General features: G+C 70.3%; 17 protein-coding genes and 3 pseudogenes. 6 read left to right on the top strand and 14 right to left on the bottom strand.

Annotated elements, in window-relative coordinates; genetic code table 11:
- Nucleotides 1-29: 29 nt before the first annotated feature.
- The 4 genes from KV205_RS15860 to KV205_RS15845 all read right to left on the bottom strand — a co-directional run bounded on the left by KV205_RS15860 (nucleotide 30) and on the right by KV205_RS15845 (nucleotide 3,854).
- Nucleotides 30-677: a TetR family transcriptional regulator gene (locus KV205_RS15860; protein ID WP_265865000.1), complete on the bottom strand. Its 648-nt coding sequence runs from the start codon at nucleotides 675-677 to the stop codon at nucleotides 30-32.
- 101 nt (nucleotides 678-778) lie between these two features.
- On the bottom strand, nucleotides 779-1,867 hold the full coding sequence (locus tag KV205_RS15855) for a catalase family protein (RefSeq protein WP_265864999.1): 1,089 nt from the start codon (nucleotides 1,865-1,867) through the stop codon (nucleotides 779-781).
- A 24-nt stretch (nucleotides 1,868-1,891) separates the two neighbouring features.
- Complete coding sequence (locus KV205_RS15850) at nucleotides 1,892-3,232, bottom strand: Dyp-type peroxidase (protein WP_265864998.1); 1,341 nt, start codon at nucleotides 3,230-3,232, stop codon at nucleotides 1,892-1,894.
- 13 nt (nucleotides 3,233-3,245) lie between these two features.
- Complete coding sequence (locus tag KV205_RS15845; protein ID WP_265864997.1) at nucleotides 3,246-3,854, bottom strand: hypothetical protein; 609 nt, start codon at nucleotides 3,852-3,854, stop codon at nucleotides 3,246-3,248.
- Nucleotides 3,855-4,376: 522 nt separating this feature from the next.
- Between KV205_RS15845 and KV205_RS15840 the strand changes: the two are divergent.
- The 4 genes and pseudogenes from KV205_RS15840 to KV205_RS15825 all read left to right on the top strand — a co-directional run.
- Nucleotides 4,377-4,778: pseudogene (locus tag KV205_RS15840) on the top strand (glucose-6-phosphate dehydrogenase); the annotation flags it as partial.
- Between the two features lie 264 nt (nucleotides 4,779-5,042).
- Entirely contained in the window at nucleotides 5,043-5,837 is a 795-nt protein-coding gene (locus tag KV205_RS15835; RefSeq protein WP_265864996.1) for an SDR family NAD(P)-dependent oxidoreductase, read from the top strand.
- 130 nt (nucleotides 5,838-5,967) lie between these two features.
- Nucleotides 5,968-6,672 (top strand): type 1 glutamine amidotransferase domain-containing protein, encoded by a 705-nt coding sequence (locus KV205_RS15830; protein ID WP_265864995.1) that lies wholly within the window; start codon nucleotides 5,968-5,970, stop codon nucleotides 6,670-6,672.
- 100 nt (nucleotides 6,673-6,772) lie between these two features.
- A complete protein-coding gene (locus tag KV205_RS15825) occupies nucleotides 6,773-7,261 on the top strand; it encodes a VOC family protein (protein ID WP_265864994.1) in 489 nt (162 codons plus the stop codon).
- Between the two features lie 233 nt (nucleotides 7,262-7,494).
- Here the strand turns inward: KV205_RS15825 and KV205_RS15820 are convergent, their stop codons facing one another.
- The 8 genes and pseudogenes from KV205_RS15820 to KV205_RS15785 all read right to left on the bottom strand — a co-directional run bounded on the left by KV205_RS15820 (nucleotide 7,495) and on the right by KV205_RS15785 (nucleotide 14,473).
- Entirely contained in the window at nucleotides 7,495-8,601 is a 1,107-nt protein-coding gene (locus KV205_RS15820) for a CU044_5270 family protein (protein ID WP_265864993.1), read from the bottom strand.
- A gap of 2 nt (nucleotides 8,602-8,603) precedes the next feature.
- Entirely contained in the window at nucleotides 8,604-9,245 is a 642-nt protein-coding gene (locus KV205_RS15815; protein WP_265864992.1) for an RNA polymerase sigma factor, read from the bottom strand.
- A 121-nt stretch (nucleotides 9,246-9,366) separates the two neighbouring features.
- A pseudogene (locus KV205_RS15810) lies at nucleotides 9,367-9,588 on the bottom strand (hypothetical protein); the annotation flags it as partial.
- A 37-nt stretch (nucleotides 9,589-9,625) separates the two neighbouring features.
- On the bottom strand, nucleotides 9,626-10,693 hold the full coding sequence (locus KV205_RS15805) for a medium chain dehydrogenase/reductase family protein (RefSeq protein WP_265864991.1): 1,068 nt from the start codon (nucleotides 10,691-10,693) through the stop codon (nucleotides 9,626-9,628).
- Between the two features lie 68 nt (nucleotides 10,694-10,761).
- Nucleotides 10,762-12,117, bottom strand: coding sequence for a carotenoid oxygenase family protein (locus tag KV205_RS15800; RefSeq protein WP_265864990.1), 1,356 nt, complete (start codon nucleotides 12,115-12,117; stop codon nucleotides 10,762-10,764).
- Nucleotides 12,118-12,234: 117 nt separating this feature from the next.
- The gene (locus KV205_RS15795) at nucleotides 12,235-12,798 is read right to left on the bottom strand and encodes a TetR/AcrR family transcriptional regulator (RefSeq protein ID WP_265864989.1); all 564 of its coding nucleotides are present in this window, start codon (nucleotides 12,796-12,798) and stop codon (nucleotides 12,235-12,237) included.
- A 685-nt stretch (nucleotides 12,799-13,483) separates the two neighbouring features.
- Entirely contained in the window at nucleotides 13,484-13,786 is a 303-nt protein-coding gene (locus KV205_RS15790; RefSeq protein ID WP_265864988.1) for a hypothetical protein, read from the bottom strand.
- A gap of 63 nt (nucleotides 13,787-13,849) precedes the next feature.
- The gene (locus KV205_RS15785) at nucleotides 13,850-14,473 is read right to left on the bottom strand and encodes a TetR family transcriptional regulator (protein ID WP_265864987.1); all 624 of its coding nucleotides are present in this window, start codon (nucleotides 14,471-14,473) and stop codon (nucleotides 13,850-13,852) included.
- 101 nt (nucleotides 14,474-14,574) lie between these two features.
- Between KV205_RS15785 and KV205_RS15780 the strand changes: the two genes are divergently transcribed.
- Entirely contained in the window at nucleotides 14,575-16,023 is a 1,449-nt protein-coding gene (locus KV205_RS15780) for an FAD-dependent monooxygenase (RefSeq protein ID WP_265864986.1), read from the top strand.
- Nucleotides 16,024-16,045: 22 nt separating this feature from the next.
- Here KV205_RS15780 and KV205_RS15775 read toward each other — a convergent pair whose 3' ends face one another.
- Together KV205_RS15775 and KV205_RS36545 are read right to left on the bottom strand one after the other, a co-directional pair.
- Complete coding sequence (locus KV205_RS15775) at nucleotides 16,046-16,348, bottom strand: Lrp/AsnC family transcriptional regulator (RefSeq protein WP_265865098.1); 303 nt, start codon at nucleotides 16,346-16,348, stop codon at nucleotides 16,046-16,048.
- 66 nt (nucleotides 16,349-16,414) lie between these two features.
- Nucleotides 16,415-16,618: pseudogene (locus KV205_RS36545) on the bottom strand (AsnC family protein); the annotation flags it as partial.
- 127 nt (nucleotides 16,619-16,745) lie between these two features.
- Between KV205_RS36545 and KV205_RS15770 the strand changes: the two are divergent.
- Nucleotides 16,746-18,281 carry an MFS transporter gene (locus KV205_RS15770; protein WP_265864985.1) on the top strand — a complete coding sequence of 512 codons (1,536 nt, stop codon included), beginning with the start codon at nucleotides 16,746-16,748 and terminating at the stop codon, nucleotides 18,279-18,281.
- The last annotated feature ends 45 nt before the right edge of the window (nucleotides 18,282-18,326 follow it).

Below are 18,326 nucleotides of genomic sequence, written 5' to 3'. Positions count from 1 at the left end.
AACTTCCGCGCCGGCGGCCGGGCCGCGGCTCAGCCGTCGCCGCCGGCCTCCGGGGCGGCCGAGGCCGCCACCTCTTCCACAACAACGCGCGCCCGCTCCTCCGGCACGCCGGCCGCGATGAGCGTGGTGACGGCGACCCGGGTGCCGTCGTCCTCGAGAGCCCCGGTGTTGACCTCTTCCAGCAGGGCGACCGTCATCGCCTCCAGAGCGGCGCTGAGCACCGCGGGCGGCAGATGGGAGTGGAAGACGCCGTCCCGCTGGCCCCGCTCCACGACGGCCGTCGCCCTGACACGGGCGGGTTCGAGGATCTCGGCGACCCTTGCGACGCCGAGATCCCGCTGGGCGAGCGCCAGGAGCATCCGGTACCGGTCTCCCACCGGCCACATCGCCAACGAGAAGCGCGCGAGCGCCCGCTCGGCCGGCTCCGCCGCCTCCGCCGCGCCTGCCACGGCGCCCTGAAGGGCCTCGGCGGCCTCCTCGGCCAGCGCCTCCAGGAGCGCCGCACGTCCGGGGAAGTGCCCGAAGAGCGTTCGCCTGACGACACCGGAGGCGCGCGCCAGCTCCTCCAGGGTGGTGTCGGGGTTTCGCCCGAGTTCCTGGCGGGCGGTGGCCAGGATGCGCGCCCGGTTGGACCGTGCGTTGCGTCGCTGCGGCACGCGGCCGACGGGCTGGGGCACGGAAGGAACCTCGATGAGACCGGACGGAAGACGGGCACCACCATTCTGGCACGCGAGCCGCTGCACGATCCGCAGCCGCATCCACGAACCGGCCTGCCTGATCAGGCGGGAAGCTCCTTGATGTCGGACGGCTCCTCGGGCTCGATGCCGTTGAGACGGTGGCGGAAGTCGCTGGAGGCGGGATAGGCGGCGCGGCGCGACCGCATGATGGAACCCAGGGGACGGTGGGCCTCCAGGGCGTGCCAGGGACTGAAGGACAGGGCGTCGTCGGCGTAGCGGCGGCGAGCGTCGCTGTAGGCGTCCTGCGCCGGCAGGTGCAGCACCGCCACGGTCTCGTGCGGGGACAGTTCCTCGGGCCACAGGACCGACGCGTCCTCCACAGGCATCCGTTCGACGTCCGTGCACAGCTGGGCGCGGATGTCGTACTCGGCGCTGCCGTGCGCGAAGAAGTCGACGACGAGGTCGCGCAGCGCCGACTCACCGGCCTTCCTGTCGACGCGGCTGCCGGTGAGGGCTCTCGCGTTCGCCGAGCGGGGCGCGGCGGAGATCTTCGCGACATGGTCGCCGTAGCGCAGCGCGGCCATGGAGTGGAAGGTCTCGCCGAGGATGTGGTCGTTGGCGGCGGCCAGGGTCTCGACGGCCGGTGGGAGCGGGCGTCCGGCCCGGGTGAGGATCTTGGTGGCCACGCGGGCGGCCGCGCCGGTGAGCTGGAGCTGCTGGTCGCTCTGGCGGGGCTGCTTCTCCAGCAGGTCCTGGAGCTTGGCGTACTCGGCGATGTCGCCGAAGGGCAGCGTGGGGTGGTTGACCAGGAGGAAGTCCTGGGTGGTGAAGCCGTCGTCGAGGGCGCGGGGGCCGGGTGCGCCGATCACCTTGATCGCGAGGCCGCGCTGCACGGGGACCTGGTCGGAGCGCAGGTCGCCGGGGGCGGAGGAGAAGCGGACGATCACCGGGTAGGTGGCCGGTTCGGCGAAGAGGCCCTGAGCGAGGTGGGCGGGCAGGTCGGGCTGGACGCGCAGTTCGCCGGCGAGGACGCCGTGGCTCTTGGCATGGGCGTCGCGCAGGCCGTGCCGGTGTTTGTCGGCGACCTGCTGGTTGGCCTTGCCCATGGCCTCGACGACCTGGCGGATCAGTTCCTCCTCGTTCGGAAACGGCTGTTCCAGGTCGGGCCGGTAGGAGACGTACGAGGTCATGGGTGCCTCCGCGAAGGGTTCGGGTCAGATGCCGCTGAGCCAGCGGATGGCGGAGAGGCCGGGCATGAAGAAGTACTCGCCGCCGAGCAGGGTGTTGAAGGACTGAATGCTCCGCACCCGGCGGGGCGGGGTGCCGGGCACCGTGAAGTAGGCGCCCTTGTCCTGGAGCGAGATCATCGGGTCCTTCTCCTTGCCCAGGCCCATGAAGTTGCCGGAGCCGACCCATTCGCTCTGCAGGAACTCGACGTTGTCGATCGCGCGGGCGCCGAGGGCGATGAAGTCCAGGCCGCGCGGCTTGCCGTCGTCCTTCAGCCGGTCCGGGGGAAGCGGGGTGCCGTAGGAGGTGCCCCGCCGGACGATCCGGCGGATGTTGACGTCGGTGAGGACCGTCAGTTTCGTGTCGCGCGGGTTCATCCGGCGGATGTGGGAGCCGAGGGGGGTCCGCAGACCGCGCGGATCGCCGGAGTAGTCGAAGTCGTTGATCCGGTTCGGATCCTCACCGATGGCCGGGTCGTCGCGCTCCGGGGCCAGGGCCAGCGGTGCGCCGCTGCGCCAGCGCCCGACGAGCTTGGCGGCCAGCAGTTCGCGTTCGGCCTCGGTGCCGGCGTTGTCGTACAGCCACTTGTTGAAGGCGGCGACGTGGGAGTGGTATTTGCGGAAGACGACGTACGTGCCGTTGCGGCCCAGGACGTCCGGGGCCGGCACGGGCAGCGGTACACCTGTCTCGCTCGGGTAGCCGAGCACGAACTCGCCCGCCTTGATCGGGCGACCGTCGCCGGGCAGCGGTTCGGCGCCGCTGCCCTCGACCACCGGCTGGCTGAAGCCGTCCCGGTATCCGAAGACGTTGAACCCGTCGGCCGCGAAGTCCTGGTGCGACAGCAGCCGTACCCCCGGGACCTCACCCAACTCCTTCTCGTAGGCGGCGACCTCTGCCCGCCAGTCGTCCTCGCTCGCGGCGTAGACCGTGACGGCGACGTGCACGCGCGGGGTGCCGAACGGGAACTCCCAGCGATCCGGGGCGTTCGCTCCGGTGTCCCGCAGCCGCTCGGCGCGGGCGGCCATCCCGGCACGGAAGTTGGCAGGGAAGGAGGCCAGTGACTCCTGCGGCACGCCGAGCGCCACCAGCCCCTGGTAGCTGAGGGCGAGGGCCAGCCAGGACGGCTGCGGTTCGTCCCAGCGGGCCGCCGAGGTCACCCGCGGGGCCAGCCGGCGCAGCAGCTCCCTGCCCCCTGCGGCCTCGGTGATCTCCAGGATCGCGTGGGTACCGAAGTAGGGCTCGGGCCGGGCCCGCAGCAGGGTCGCCTGGATGTCGTCGAGGTCCAGCGTGGGCGAACGGCGCAGACGCCGGAACAGCGGAGAAGGCATGGCGCGCCTGCCGTCAGTTGAGATCGGACAGGAACCGCTGTACGGCGGCCTCCTGCCGCTTGAGCCGACCGGCCTCCGCGACGGTGAGCTCGGGGTGCGCGACGTACCACGCCTCCGCCGGGAGCTGGTGCTTGACGATGAACTCCTTCACGTCCGGCGAGGTGATACCGGGCCATCCCTCGACGTTGCTGAACAGGTAGTCCATGAAGTCGGGGATCTTGGTGGCGAAGTCGTCGATGTAGGGGTCCCACTCGCCGTCGAAGGCGGTCGCGAACAGCAGCTTCGTGTCGTTCTCCAGGAACACGAACCGCATGTTGTGCAGCGTGCCGACCTGACCTGCGCCCGCCAGGTTCCCACCGACCAGCTTGAAGAACTTCCGCAGCTGCTTCGCGCCGTCCGGCTTCAGCGGCAGGATGGTCGTCAGCTCGGACACCTCGCCGCTCTTGGCGCCGATCCGGCCGGCAGTGGTGACGGCGTGCTCGGCCATCTCCTCCTTGTCGGCCAGAAGCTCGGCGATACGCACCTTCAGCGCGATCTTCGCGTCCGCCAGCGCCGAGTCGACCTTCTCCCGGACGGCCTCAGGCAGCTTCTGGAACCTGGCCTGCAGATCCTTCTCACTCATGGCACTTCTCCTCGGGATCAGGCGCCCATGCCGTCAGCCGGCGCCGACTTTCCCATGAGGCCAGGTAAGGGATGACATGGCGGCACCTGAAGGTGACCACCTACACCTACTGACCACATCGACAGAACTGATTAAAGCATCAGATAGCCGATCCTGCCTGTCAACGCGCGAAACCCGATCGGACGCATGCCGCCGCATCTCCACCGGCGACGGCGCCTTGGCGCCGTCCACCGCGGCCACCGGATCGGGATCAGCCACCCAGCCGAGGGCTCCGCCCGGCGGTCACCCATCACGCATGACGTCCCGCCAGAAACCGCCCCGCCCGTACGTCAAACGTGCGTCACGTGCGTCGAACATGCGTCGAGATTTCGCACCCAACGCACGTGACGCCCATCACGCACACTCGGAGAAACAGCAGGTCAGCGGCGCGTGAGACGCAAAACGGACGCAAGATCAATGTGCATTACGTGCACGATGGGCGCTACGTGCGGCCTCTGACGCACGACCGCGCAACATCCAGGGGCGCTGATCGCGATAGAGGAGCCCGCCTCCTTCGACGCCATCACCCTGGCCACCGAGAAGACCAAGGTCCCAGGCGCAGTGCAGCAGCCCTTCGGCCTGAAAGCCGCCGCCGAACCCGCCCAGTACACGGCGGGCCGGCAGGGCGGCGCCAAGGTAGTCGACTACCTGGAGGAGGCCTCGCCCCGCCCTCCCGGACCGACACCGACACCGACACCGACACCGACACGGCGATCAAGCTGGAGGTCGGCAACCGCCAATGGGCGAGCGTGTCGTTCTACCTGTAGACCGGCAACGCCCGGGCCGCCGCGTCACCGAGATCTCGGTCGCCTTCCAGTGCACCCCGCACTCCCTCTTCGCCACACGGCCACCGAGGAGCACGGGCAGAACGCCATCGCGAGGAGAAGAGGACGCAGGCGGTCGACAGGATGTGCCGCCGGCGTCTGCCGTGGAACGTCGGGACACGCGGACCACCCCTCCTGACCTCTCCTCATCAACGGCCGACGCGGGGGTGGCGTCGGCCTTGCCGACTTCGAGACGGACCGTTCTTTCCTGCGAGATTGACAGAGAGAACGCTCCGTCTCATTATGAGTGAGAACGATCCGTCTCAAGGGGCTCCAACGAGACGGAACGACGGGCGCCCGCCCGCCACGAGATCAAGGGATGATCATGCAGATCGACTTCACCGGCCGGACCGCCCTGGTCACCGGCTCCACGATGGGTATCGGCCTCGCCACCGCCGAGGCGTTCGCCCGGGCCGGCGCCCGCACTGTCCTCAACGGCCGCGACGAGGGCCGCCTGAAGGCCGCCGCCGACACCATCCGCGAGCGTGTTCCCGGCGCCGACCTCGTCACCGTCGCCGCCGACGTCACCACCCCGGAAGGCGCCCAGGCCCTCCTGGAATCCGTCCCCCAGGTCGACGTCCTGGTCAACAACACGGGCATCTTCGCCTCCACCCCCGTCCTGGAGATCCAGGACGACGAATGGCGGCACTTCTTCGACGTCAACGTCCTCAGCGGCGTCCGCCTGGCCCGCCAGTACATGCCCGGCATGATGGAACGCGGCTTCGGACGCGTCGTCTTCGTCTCCAGCGAGACCGCCGTCGACACCCCCCTGGACATGGTCCACTACGGCGTCACCAAGACCGCCCTCCTCGCCGTCGCCGCAGGCCTCGCCAAGGCCGCCGCCGGTACGGGCGTCACCGTCAACTCCGTCCTGCCCGGCCCCACCCACACCGAGGGCATCGAGGAGTACATCACCGCCCTCATCCCCGACGCGGAGACCTTCGACCAGGCCCAGCGCCAGTTCATCGCCGACTTCCGCCCCACCTCCCTCCTCCAGCGTCTCATCCGCCCCTCCGAGGTCGCCGACCTCATCGTCTTCGCCAGCTCCGCCCAGGCTTCCGCCACCACCGGCGCGGCCCTCAAGGTCGAAGGCGGCACCCTCAACTCCCTCACCCCCTGAGATCCGGCAGGGGAGAGCCGGCGGCACCATGCCCCGGTCGCCCGCCCCTCCGGCATCAGCGGCGGTCCTGTCGGTGGACCGCCCGCACGCCCACGTCTCATCCACGCATCATCAACAAGGAGTTCTCAACATGTCGAAGATCCTGATGGTCGTCTCCGGCGCGGACACGCTGACCCTGGCTGACGGTTCCTCCCACCCCACCGGCTACTGGGCCGAAGAGGTCGCCGCCTCGCACCGGACTCTCGCCAACGCCGGTGTGAACGTGGTCTTCGCGACGCCGGGCGGCGTGCGGCCGACTGTCGACGAGCTCAGCCTCGACGAGCGCGGCGGTGTCTCGGCCGAGGACGCGAAGGAGTTCCGCGCCTACCTCGACAACCTCGCCGACCAGCTCGCGCACCCGCTGCCGATCGCCCGGGCGCAGGCCGGCGAGTACGACGCGGTGTACCTCCCCGGCGGCCACGCTCCGATGGCCGACCTGGACAGCGACCCCGACCTCGGGCGCCTGCTCAACGACGCGCAGGCCCAGGGCAAGGTCGTCGCGGCGCTGTGCCACGGGGTCGCGGCGCTGCTGAGCGCCACCGGCGAGGACGGCACGTTCACCTTCGCCGACCGGAGGCTGACCTCCTTCACCGACGAGGAGGAGCGCCAGGGCGGCCTCGGCGACAACTCCCCGTACCTCGTGGAGAGCCGTCTGCGTGAGCGCGGCGCGATCCTGCAGACCGGCGCCGCCTGGAGCGACACCGTGGTGCACGACGGCAACCTCATCACCGGCCAGAACCCCCAGTCCAGCGTGTCCACCGCCCAGGCCGTCCTCGACGCCCTCGGCGCCAGGTGACCGGCCGGGTGCGGCAAGCTCAGGGGATCCCGCACCCGGTCCACCGCTTCCTCCACCCGCTTCGCCCGGATCTATCCGGACCTCGCCCCAAGAGAGAGCCATGGCCGACCAGAGCCTGAACCAGGGACTTGACCACATCGCGATCCGCGTGTACGACCTCGACGCCTCCGTGGAGTTTTACACCAGGGGCCTGGGTTTCCGCTTCGTGCAGGAGTGGAGCGCAGGCGGAGTGCATCGGGCGGCCTTCCTCGACGCCGGTGACGACAGGCTGATCGAGCTTTTCAGCCCCGCCGACACCCCTCCGGGCGGTTCGCCCTATCCGTTGGATGCGCATCGCCGTCCCAGCGACGCCGCTCGGGCGGAGAACGCCGCGGTGGTCCACCTCGCGGTGCGTACCCGTAACGTGCCCGCCCTGTACGAGCAGGCCGTGCAGGCCGGCGCCCGTCCTATGGGCGGCCCGTTCTCCGTCCGCACCCGCGGCGACACTCCGATGACCTTCCAGGCCGCCTTCATCTTCGGGCCCAACGACGAGGTCATCGAACTCATCAACCGGCCCAACGCCACTGTGGGCGGCGACGCGGTCCTGTGACCGCAGCGTCCGGCGGCCTCGTCCTCAGGCTGTCGTGACTCCGTCGGGTGATGCCGTCCGCCTTCGCGGAGGCCTCACCCCTCCCTGCGCCGGGGCACAGGCCGCGGCTGCCCCGCACGCGTTCAACTCCCCTGTGCGCCGCCTCATGCAGCGGCCGAATCCTGTTCCCCGAAAGACTCGTGTCGCCGAGATGCCCCGTGACGCCCAAAGGGCTCACAGGGCGTCCTTGGGCGTCACACCCCGGAGGAGGGAACCTCCTTCAGCGCGTGGACCGCCTGGCGGACGATGACGGCTTCGGTGTACAGAACGGTGCCGGGCTCGATGAGGCCGGAGTCGCCCCCGTTGGGCCGGACCTGGATGGTGCGCTCGCCCAGGTAGGCATACGTCTTGGGGTCGAAGACCCATTCCGTGCGGGCGCCGGAGGTCTCGTCCAGTCGGGCGACGGCGATCCCCTGACGGCCGACGGCATCGACGGCGTTCTTGACCTGGACGACACCGGGGATCTGGCCGACTGCCTTGAACAGAGCGGTGTTCAGCTCGGCGGGCGGCAGGGACTCGTTCAGCAGGTCGCCGATGGTGGTGAAGGCCTCCTGGTCGGGGTTGTTGCCCTTGCCCTTCGTCTCCTTGTAGATCTCCTTCAGGAGAGTCTCGGGGTCGGTCGGCAGGGTGGCGAGGTAGTCGTAGGTGGGCGCGTTGAGGTACGCGGGCTCGTTCGTGCCGTTCTCGTTGGTGCGGTCGAGCTTCTCACCACCCGGCGGGGTGACGGCCGGGTCGATGAGCCAGCCCTCGGTGCCGTCGGTGGAGTTCCAGATCTGCCGGCGGTGGATCCCGTCGCTGGCCAGGGTCGTCTTGTTGTCGACCGTCTTCTCGTAGGTGGTGCCGACCCGGCTCTCGACGTACACGTACTGGCCCGCGCCGACCTTCACCTGCGGCGCCTTGTTCGAGGCCAGGGATATCCGGTCCAGGAGCTGCGTGACACCCGAGCTGGTCCCGGTGCCGACCGTCGCGGTGAGCGGCGGCCCCGCCACCGCTTCGTCGCCGGTGCCGCCCTTGCCGGTGAGGGTGAGGACGCCCGCGGCGAGGACGGCGAGCGAGCACGCGGCGGCGGGCAGGACGGACAAGGGACGCAGGACCCGGCGGCGGGCGGGCGCGGGGACAGGAGGAGCAGGCGTGGTGGCCGAAGCGCCCTGAGTCTCCTGCTGGATGAAAGTCATGAGTTCTTCCTTGTGAAAGGCATGGCGGCCTGCGGGGAGGTCGGCTTCCTCGAGGGAGAGCAGGTGCTCGCCCTCGTGCCATTCGTCAGGCGTGCGGCGGGATTTGCTCGGACGTGGCTGGCGCATGTTCACCGGGTTCCTTCCTGTGCGGACCGGGCCGCGATCGTGCGGTCTCCCCTTATCTGCTGTTTTGTCGCCCGGGGTTCCCGAATTTCGGTCTGGAGTTGTGCGTCGGCGAGCTTTTTCAGCTTCTTACGGGCCCGGGAGAGCCGGGAGCGCACCGTGCCGACCGGGACGCCCAGGACCTGCGCGGCCGCGGCGTAGTCCAGGCCCTGCCACAGGCACAGGCTCAGCACTTCCCGTTCGGTGCGCCGCAGCGCCGCGAGCGCCTGCGCGGTGGCGGCCAAGCGCTTACGGTCGTCCAGGCGACCCGCGACTTCGTCTGCGTGATCGGCCACAGCCGTCTCTCCTTCGAGACCGGCGGCATGGGCGGCGGCTGCGGCGGCAGCGGCTTTGTAGCGGCGGTTGCTCCGTGATTGGGCGCGAACGAGGTTGGTGGCGATGCCGAGCAACCACGGGCGCACACTGCCGCCCTCCGCGTCGAGGCGCAGGCGGCCACGCCAGGCCTCCATGAACGTCGCCGACACGATGTCCTCAGCCGACCCCCAGTCGGCCGTCAGCCGGTAGGCATGGTTGTAGACAGTTTTGGCGTACTCGTCGAAGAGTTCCGCGAAGGCCTGCGGATCCCCCGCTCGAATGCGCGCGCGCATGGTTGTGGTCACCTCAGTCAGCTGTCGATCCGCAGGGCGGAGTTCCCGAGACCTACGTCATGTCGGTGCAAGGTCTCGTTGGACGTCGGGCTGATCGCCCACCTGGATATATTTGTCAGGTTTGGCGCGCGACGACGCGTTCGGCGAGGTCGAGGTTCAGGCCATGGTCCGTTGAGGAAGGGCGGGTAGATCGTGGCACTCGGCGGTAGCGGCTCGCCGAGGATCTGTTCAACCAGTTCCGCCTTGCCCGCTTCGTCTTCGAAGGCAGGACGTTCAGGCCGGAGGTGAGCTCGGTGACCCGCTGGACTGGGCCGAGCGGCGACGGCCCCCTCCCCCGCGGGATCGCAGGGTCGGGGGCGTGGGCCTCGGGTGTCGTATTGCTATGGCACCAGGACGACCTTGCCGACCACGGTGCCGGATTCCGCCAGCCGAACCGCTTCGCCGACCTCGGTGAGCGGGACGCGGGCGGCGACCTGGGGGACGAGTGCACCGTCGGCAAGCAGGGCTAGGACCTGGGCAAGGTCGGCGCGCAACTTGGTACGGAAGGTGTCGAGCCGGCGCCGCCCGGCCCAGATGTTGTAGAAGTGGGCGCCCTTGCCGTTGGGGAGGGCGTTCCACAGCATCAGGCGGGTGAACAGCTTGAGGACCGGGGCTTTGGACGAGCCCTGGACGTCGCGGGTCGAGGCGGTGCCGTAGGAGACGAGGGTGCCCTTGGCGGCCAGCAGGCGGTAAGAGGCGAGGATGCCCTCGCCGCCGACGTGGTCGAACACCGCGTCGTAACCCTGCGGGGCGTGGCCGCGCAACTGGTCCTCCAGATCGGGGGCCCGGTAGTCGACGGGAATGGCACTCAGAGCCCGGACGGCGTCGTGGTGTGTGGCCGATGCGGTGCCGACGACCCGGGCGCCGGCGATGCGGGCGAGCTGGACGAGGGTGGAGCCGACGCCGCCGTTCGCGCCGTGCACCAGGACGATCTGGCCGGGCTGAACCCTGGCGAGGCGGTGGAGCATCTGCCAGGCGGTGATGCCGTTGACCACGAAGGTCTCCGCTTCGGCGGAGTCGACGGACTCGGGCACCTCGGTCAGGTCGCCCGCGTCGACGGTGACGTGACTGGCCCAGCCCCCGGTCTTGGTCAGTGCGGCGAAGCGTCTCCCCAGCAGCTCGCCGCGTACGCCCTCGCCCACGTCGACGGCCCGTCCGACGAGGTCGTAGCCGGGGACGAAGGGGAAGGGCGGCTGGTCGTAGTACTTGCCGCGGCGCATCTGCTGCTCGGCGAAGGAGACTCCGGCGGCCTCCATCGCCAGGACGACCTGCCCGGGGCCGGCCGGGCCGGCGGGCCGGGTACGCACCTGGATGCCATCCGGGTCGACCACGCCGGGGAGCACCGCTTCGGTGACGGTGGCGGTGAAGGTGGGTGTGTGGGTGTGGGCGTGGGCGTGGGAGTTGTGCATGGGAAGGCTCCTTGTCACGGGCGAGGCGGGGCGTATGCGGGGGCGGACGCCGGAGGTGTGGACGCCTGTCAGAGGGCGGTGTCGGGGATCCACGAGCCGTGGATCATCGCGGGCACCCGCCGCGGGAGATGGATCGTGGCGATCGGGGGCACGGAGAGGTCGGAGGCGTCGAGGACGAGTAGCTTCGACGCGTCGGCGTTGAGGTCGCTGACGATGGTGAGGAGGTATCCCTCGTCCTCGCCGGTGGTGCCGTCCGCCTGGACGAAGACCGCCTCGCTGGGGAGTTGGCCGGTGCCGAACGGCAGCAGTTGGCGGCCACCGGTGGTGCGGTCGTACTTCACCAGGGTGTGATTGCCGATTCCGAGGTCGTCGGGGAACGACAGCGCGTACTGGTAGCGGTGCTCACTGCCGGTGAAGTTGTCGTTGATCGTGGGGAACTCCACGGTCAGGTCGTCGGTCTGCTGTTCGCGGACGGTCCCGGCGGCCAGGTCCACGGTCCAACGACGGCTTCGGGAACCGGAGTTCGGTTCGGCACCTCGGTCCTCGGCGCCGACCCACCAGTTCCAGGAGCGCTGCCAGCCCTCGCGGCCCACCGTGGGGCCCTCGACGACGATCCGTCCGGAGGCGTCCTCGTAGGCGTTGGCGAAGTGCATGCCGTACCCCTGGGCGATCTCGAACCAGCGGATCCGCCGGGCGCCGCCGGCTCCGCGCGGCATGACGCCGATCCGTGTGGCCTGCGCGTCGCTCCAGCTGTACGGGATTCCGGAGTGTTCGGCGGGATCGAAGGTCACCGAGCCCTCCAGGAAGATCACGTAGTTCTCGGTGATCGCGAAGTCGTGCTTCAGCGCAGCACTCGCGCCAGGCACTTCCTGGCTGTCCAGCACCTGGCCGTCGGCGGAGGCGACGTGGTGGATCAGGAATGGCGGGAACGGGGAGGAGGCGAAGAAGTGCAGTTCACCGGTGGCCGGGTCCCCCTTGGGGTGGGCGGTCATGGCGGAGGTGAGCTTGCCGCCGAAGTCGTAGGCGCCCACCGTCTCCAGATCAGCCGTCAGCTCGAAGGGCAGTGCCGCCTCCGACAGAGCCAGCAGCCGTCCGCCGTGTTCGATGACGTGTGTGCCGGCCGTGCTGACCGTCAGGTCCGGTCCCCGGTCGGTCATATAGGGCGCGCCGTCGAGGGCGGGGGTGTGGACCCACCGGTTGCGGTACCACTCGGCGCGGCCCTGGTTCAGCCGGATGCCGTGCACCATGCCGCTGCCCTTGAACCAGTGGGAGGGCGTGATGCCGGGCTTGGGGTTGTGGCTGTTGCGGATCAGCCGGCCGGTCAGTTCGGTCGGCACGGTCCCCTCCACGGTCAGCTGGGTCGCGGTGATCTCATCGGCGACGGGGGCGTAATGACCGGTCAGGTAGGGCTTGCTCGTCATCATGAACCTCGAATCTGGGAGAAAGATCGATGGATAGTGAGTGGTCGAACACTCACTTTTTAGGTACAGAAGAAGCGGCCGCCGGCCCGCGGACACGTGCGGCCGCCTGTCGAGGGCGTGTCAGTAGTGCGTGATCCCCGCCGTCAGAGTGCGAGTCCAGGGCGCGGAGATCGCCTCTGCGTCGATGGACACCAGGAGGTGACAGAGCATGCCGACGGCGAAGAACTCCTGCACCTGCTGCTCACTGCCCCCCGAGGCGCTGCGGACATACTCGACGCTGCGGGCGTACCCCGCCCGGACCGCCTCACGGACGGCCGGCTCGGACACCGCCGCCGCCTGGGCGTGCAGCTGGACCAGCATCAGATCGTTGTCACTGATCAGGCGGGCATAGGCATCACCCATCGAGGCGAGCACCGCCTCGGGCGAGCTGCTCTCGGCCTTTGCCGCACCGACTTCGAGAGCGGCACGGACCCGGGTGAAGCAGTGCTCGACGACCGCGGTGAACAGGGCTTCCTTGTTCGGGAAGAGACGGTAGACGTAGGCCTGAGAGATGCCGGCGGCCTTGGCCACCTCCGTGGTGGTGGTCCCGAAGTACCCCCGGGCCGCGAAGGCTCCGATGGCGGTGCGCAGCACCGTCTCCCGGCGCTCGTCGGCTGTAGATAGTTGGCGTCGCTCCGTCTTCATGTGAGTACTTAACCACTCACACTTGCCGGAGTCAAGCCTCTGCCGCCCGGGCGACCTGGACACGGGGCGACACCGCGTTCGAACGCGCCCTGTCACCCGGCGCGGGACGGACCGGAGGCCCCTACGACTCCCCTGGGCACCCCCTCCTGCTCCGTGACCGTGCGCAGACTTGAGGTGCAGGTAGGTCTTCAGAGAGGGTCTGCGCGCCCGCGACAAGTTCCACAGCCGCGCCCGCTAGCAGCTCCACCGCGGCGGCACAGAGGAGGCCAGGTCGGCGGCGCCCCGCCCGGCGCTGGTCGCATTCATACCGCCCAGCGCTTCAGGCGCCGACGCCTAACCGTCACGGAGCCGGCCGGGGGCCTTGCCGGTCCCGTCTGCGGCTGACGCCAGCTGCCGGCCTCGGCGATGTTACTGACCCCGCTCCCCTGGCTCCGGACGGATTCGGGCGGCTGAACGGATCGAGGAACGTCGGTACGCCCCTGACGGTGAGGGCCTTCTCTGCCGGCAGGCCGCATGGTGATGGGCACTCCTTGGTCCTGCCGTCGCGCGCGCCGCCCGCCCGCAGGGTGATGCCCGCCGGCCTGGGATCGCGGCCGCCTTCGCGGGCCACCGCGTCGGCGACGGAGAGATGGCGACCGTTCAAGGGCACCCCGCCTTCCTTCGCGCGACAGGTAAGGACCGGGAGTCACCCCGGGACCCTGCCGATCTCCAGGATCTCGTACGTGCCCTCCCGGGCGGCCAGCAGCTCCGCGATGCGCCGGGGATGGGAGACGAAAAGGCTGCGCCGCGGCCCGAGCGACCAGGTGACGGCGTCCCCGAACTCGTCGCGCAGGCGGGACAGGAACCCCGGCGGGTCCCGCTGGAAGGCGGGCAGGTTCCCCAGCGGCGGCAGGCCGCGCGGCCCGCGGACCGGCCGGGGCGGAGGGACGGGCGGGCCGGTCCGTCGGCGATGGCGTGGGTCGGGCACGTCGGGGTCGCGGCTGCTCATGGCGTCCATGGCGCGGGGCCGCCCCGTCCCGCCGGGCGGCCCCGCGCCGATCGGGGGCTTTGTTCAGAGGCGCCCGTCCAGCCCCTCGGCCAGGAGGGCGAAGGCGTGTTCGGCGTCCGCTACCGCCTCGGGGTAGCGGTCGTCCGCCGAGGCGCCGGCCGACAGGGCGTCGACGTTGTCACGGGACAGCAGCCAGTGCGTGCCGACCACGTGGGAGGCGGCCAGTCGTGCCGTCAGTGCGGGGACGTCCGCGGTCTCCTGAAGGGCCAGGGCCAGCGCGCGGCGGGAGTTCTCCAAGAAACCCACCGCCCGCACGGCCAGCGCCGGCGTCTCCTGGACCAGCCGGTTGAAGGCCAGCAGCTGCGGCAGGTCGTTGAGGCCGGTGATCGGATCGCGGTCCCGCAGCCCTGCGAGGAAGTGGTCCCGCAGGGCCGCCAGCGGCCCGACCTCCGGCGGGCGGCCCCGTACCACCCGGGCCGCCTCGTCCTCGTGGTCGGCGAAGCGGTGGATGACGAGGTCCTCTTTGGTGGGGAAGTAGGCGAAGAGGGTCCGTTTGGACACCTCGGCCGCCTCGGCCACCTGCGCCACCGACACCTGGTCGAACCCGTACTCGAGGAAGAGCGCGATCGCCGCCTCGGAGATCGCGGCATGGGTCCGTGCCCGCTTCCGTTCCCGCAGCCCAGTCATGCCCGCACGCTACCAAGAAACCTGCACTTGGAAAATTTCTGCACCTGGTTTACATTTACCTCACGGTTTAGTTTTGCACCTAGGCGACTTTTGGAGGAACGATGAGCGAGCGAGCCGAAACGGCCGAAGTGATCGTGGCGGGCGCCGGACCCACCGGCCTGACGCTGGCCTGCGAGCTGGCGCTCGCGGGCGTGCGGACCCTGGTGATCGAGCGCCTGCCCGAGCGGGTCGCGCAGATGAAGGGCGGCTCCCTCCAGCCCCGCACTCAGGAGCTCTTCGAGCTGCGCGGCCTGCTGGAACCGATGAAGGAGCGGGCACTGACCCGCGAGCCGGGCGGCGGCGGCCACTTCGCGTTGCTCCCCGTGCCGCTGGACTACACCGCGTGGGACACGGCCCACCCCCACCCGCTCGCCATCCCCCAGGGGGACGTCGAGGCGGTGCTGGAGGAGCGAGCCCTCTCCCTCGGCGTCACGGTGCTGCGCGACACCCCGGTGACGGCCGTAGCGCAGTCCGACGAAGGCGTGGTGGTCACGGCCGGCGGTCGGCGGTTCGAGGCCCGCTACCTGATGGCCTGCGACGGCGGGCACAGCACGGTCCGCAAACTGCTCGACGTACCGTTCCCCGGCCGGCCGGGCACGTACACGGCGGTCCTCGCCGACGTGCGCCTGAAGTCGGCCTCCGAGCACGTGCCCACGGCCATCGGGCACGCCAGCACGCTCACCCGCTACGTCGGCGAGGACTGGGTGATGCTGGTCCCGGCGGGCGGCGACCGCTACCGGTTCACCAGCGGCAGGACGGACGGCACGGACGCGGCCAAGGACCGGCCCGTGACCTTCGAGGAGATCGCCGCCCAACTGCGCACCGTGTACGGCGAGGAGACCGTACTGGCCGAGGTGGCGCACGCCTCGCGGTTCGGCGACGCCACCCGACAGATCGAGAGCTACCGGGTCGGCAACGTCTTCTTCGCCGGCGACGCCGCGCACATCCACCCGCCGTTCGGCGGCCAGGGCCTGAACCTCGGCGTGCAGGACGCCTTCAACCTCGGCTGGAAGGCCGCCGCCGTCCTGCGCGGCCGCGCCCCGGCGGAGCTTCTGGACACGTACCACGCCGAGCGGCACCCGGCGGGCGCCTGGGTCGTGCACATCACCCAGGCGCAGCGGGTCTTCGCCGACCCCCGCCCGGCCGAGGACGTCGTCGAACTGCGCAAGGTCTTCACGGACCTGCTCCGGCTCCCCGAGGCCAACCGGCACCTGGCCGGGCAGATGTCGGGGCTCGCGCACTCCTACGAGCTGCCGGGCGGCCACCCGCTGGCCGGCCACCGCGCCCCCGGGCTCGACCCCTCGCTGTTCCACGACGGCCGGCCCGTCCTGCTCGACACGGCCGGGATCCTGCCGACCGGCCTCGGCGCCGTCCGCGCCGAGCCGGCGGCCGGACTGCCCGGCGCCCTCCTCGTCCGCCCGGACGGCTACATCGCCTGGGCGGCCGACTCCGAGGGCGACGCCGACCTGGCCACGCTCACCGGCGACCCCTGCTGGCCGCTGCGCGCCTGAGGCCGGCCCGCGGGGCCCTGCGTCACGCCGGAGTCGGGCAGATCCTCGACTGCTTCACGCTGCCGAAGGCGAAGCTCGACTCGATCGAGGCGATGCCGGGGATGGCGTGGATCCGCTTGCGGACCAGGGCCGCGCACGCCTCCAGGCTCTCGATCACCACCCGGAGCAGGTAGTCGCTGCTGCCAGCCATCAGGTAGCAGTCCTGGATGTGCTCGATCACCCCGACGTGCTCCTCGAACACCCGGACCGCGTCCGCCGTGTGGCGTTCCAGCCGTGTCCGGACGAACACGGTGATCGGGCGGCCGTACGCGACCTGGTCGACCATGGCGGTGTAGCCGCGGATGAGGCCGGCCTGCTCCAGCCGCCGGACCCGCCGCAGGCAGGGCGAAGGCGAGAGCGGGACCCGGTCGGCCAGGTCCTGGTCGGAGAGCCGGCCGTCGGCCTGGAGCTCGTGGATGGTCGGGGGCGCCTCCCTCTTCCGGGGGCAGCACCTCGTCGACGCGTGAACGGGTGATGATCCACTCGTTCCACTCCTGCTCGGCCACCACCAGCTCGGCCTGGATACGGCCGGCCTCCTCCCGAAGCTCGTCCACACGACGGCGAGCGGTCAGCTCACGCCGTTCCAGCGCCATACCGACCGCAGTGGGCGCCCAAGGACTTCCCTTCATCGTGCGCTGTCGTGCGCGCGCGAAATTTCAAGAAATACCGAGGTGGGTACTCCCATGTCCGAAACAGCTCTCAAGCCCGATACCGGGCTCGACCCCAAGCGCTGGAAGGCCCTGGTCTTCATCGCCCTTGCACAGCTCATGGTCGTGCTCGACGCGACGATCGTGAACATCGCACTGCCCTCCGCCCAGGCCGACCTGGGCATCTCCGACGGCAACCGCCAGTGGGTCGTCACGGCCTACGCGCTGGCCTTCGGCGGTCTGCTCCTCTTCGGCGGACGCATCGCCGACCTGTGGGGACGCAAGCGCACCTTCGTGACCGGTCTGATCGGCTTCGCCGCCGCCTCCGTCCTGGGCGGCGCGGCCAACGGCGAGGCCATGATGCTCGGCGCCCGCGCCCTGCAGGGTGTCTTCGGCGCACTGCTCGCGCCGGCCGCGCTGTCCCTGCTCGCGGTGACGTTCACCGACGGCAAGGAGCGCGCCAAGGCCTTCGGCATCTACGGTGCGATCGCCAGTGGTGGTGGCGCCGTGGGCTTCATCCTCGGCGGTCTGCTCACCGAGTACATGGACTGGCGCTGGACCTTCTTCGTGAACGTCCCGTTCGCGATCATCGCCGCCGCCGGTGCGTACTTCGTCATCCGTGAGCCGGCCAAGGGCCGCAACCGTTCCTCGCTCGACATCCCCGGTGTGCTCCTGTCCACCACGGGTCTCGTCGCCCTGGTGTACGGCTTCACCCGCGCCGAGTCCGCCGGCTGGTCCGACGGCCTGACGATCGGCATGTTCGTCGCCTCGGCCGTGCTGCTCGCCTCGTTCCTGCTCGTCGAGTCCAAGGTCAAGGCCCCGCTGCTCCCGCTGCGCGTCCCGACCGAGCGCAACCGCGGCGGTGTCTACCTCTCGCTGGGTCTTGCCACCATCGCGATGTTCGGCACGTTCCTGTTCCTCACCTACTACCTGCAGGTCGTCCACGACTACTCGCCGGTCAAGACCGGCTTCGCCTTCGTGCCGATGATCGCGGGCATGATCGTGGGCTCCACGCAGATCGGCGCCCGCCTCATGACCCGGGTCGCCCCGCGCCTCCTGATGGGCCCGGGCTTCCTGGTCGCCTCGGTCGGCATGCTGCTCCTGACCCAGATGGAGACCGGCTCCTCGTACGCGACGCTGGTCCTGCCGGCGCTGATGCTGCTCGGTCTCGGTCTGGGTACGGCCTTCATGCCCGCCATTTCCCTGGCCACGCACGGTGTCGAGCCGCGTGACGCCGGTGTCGCCTCCGCGATGGTCAACACCTCGCAGCAGGTCGGCGGCGCCATCGGCACCGCTCTCCTGAACACCATCGCGGCCTCGGCCACGACGGCTTACCTGACCGCGCACGCCGCCGACGCGACCACCCCGGCCGCGCAGAAGCTGCTCGCGCTACAGGCGCAGGTGGACGGCTACTCCACCGCCACCTGGTGGGCGGTCGGCATCCTGGTGCTCGCCGCGGGCATCGCGCTGACCTTCATCAACACCGGTGCGCCGGGCACTTCCACGGCCGTCGCCTCCGGTGACGGCAAGGGCGCCGACGACGCGGTCGACATCCCGGTCATGGCGCACTGACCCGCGTCACCACGCACCGGATGGATCTGCCCGGAGGGCCCTGTA

It is taken from the genome of Streptomyces sp. SKN60 (assembly GCF_026236535.1).
Taxonomy (GTDB): Bacteria; Actinomycetota; Actinomycetes; order Streptomycetales; family Streptomycetaceae; genus Streptomyces.
Note: the sequence above shows the minus strand (reverse complement) of the source record. Positions and strands in the feature narration are given on the sequence as shown.

Bases quoted from the DNA above. Each gene is read 5' to 3' on its own strand.
- KV205_RS15850 (WP_265864998.1), bottom strand. From the start codon at position 3,232: ATGCCTTCTCCGCTGTTCCGGCGTCTGCGCCGTTCGCCCACGCTGGAC.
- KV205_RS15825 (WP_265864994.1), top strand. From the start codon at position 6,773: ATGGCCGACCAGAGCCTGAACCAGGGACTTGACCACATCGCGATCCGC.
- KV205_RS15795 (WP_265864989.1), bottom strand. From the start codon at position 12,798: ATGAAGACGGAGCGACGCCAACTATCTACAGCCGACGAGCGCCGGGAG.
- KV205_RS15855 (WP_265864999.1), bottom strand. From the start codon at position 1,867: ATGACCTCGTACGTCTCCTACCGGCCCGACCTGGAACAGCCGTTTCCG.
- KV205_RS15800 (WP_265864990.1), bottom strand. From the start codon at position 12,117: ATGATGACGAGCAAGCCCTACCTGACCGGTCATTACGCCCCCGTCGCC.
- KV205_RS15780 (WP_265864986.1), top strand. From the start codon at position 14,575: ATGAGCGAGCGAGCCGAAACGGCCGAAGTGATCGTGGCGGGCGCCGGA.
- KV205_RS15830 (WP_265864995.1), top strand. From the start codon at position 5,968: ATGTCGAAGATCCTGATGGTCGTCTCCGGCGCGGACACGCTGACCCTG.
- KV205_RS15835 (WP_265864996.1), top strand. From the start codon at position 5,043: ATGCAGATCGACTTCACCGGCCGGACCGCCCTGGTCACCGGCTCCACG.
- KV205_RS15815 (WP_265864992.1), bottom strand. From the start codon at position 9,245: ATGCGCGCGCGCATTCGAGCGGGGGATCCGCAGGCCTTCGCGGAACTC.
- KV205_RS15770 (WP_265864985.1), top strand. From the start codon at position 16,746: ATGTCCGAAACAGCTCTCAAGCCCGATACCGGGCTCGACCCCAAGCGC.
- KV205_RS15775 (WP_265865098.1), bottom strand. From the start codon at position 16,348: ATGGTCGACCAGGTCGCGTACGGCCGCCCGATCACCGTGTTCGTCCGG.
- KV205_RS15805 (WP_265864991.1), bottom strand. From the start codon at position 10,693: ATGCACAACTCCCACGCCCACGCCCACACCCACACACCCACCTTCACC.
- KV205_RS15785 (WP_265864987.1), bottom strand. From the start codon at position 14,473: ATGACTGGGCTGCGGGAACGGAAGCGGGCACGGACCCATGCCGCGATC.
- KV205_RS15845 (WP_265864997.1), bottom strand. From the start codon at position 3,854: ATGAGTGAGAAGGATCTGCAGGCCAGGTTCCAGAAGCTGCCTGAGGCC.
- KV205_RS15790 (WP_265864988.1), bottom strand. From the start codon at position 13,786: ATGAGCAGCCGCGACCCCGACGTGCCCGACCCACGCCATCGCCGACGG.
- KV205_RS15820 (WP_265864993.1), bottom strand. From the start codon at position 8,601: ATGCGCCAGCCACGTCCGAGCAAATCCCGCCGCACGCCTGACGAATGG.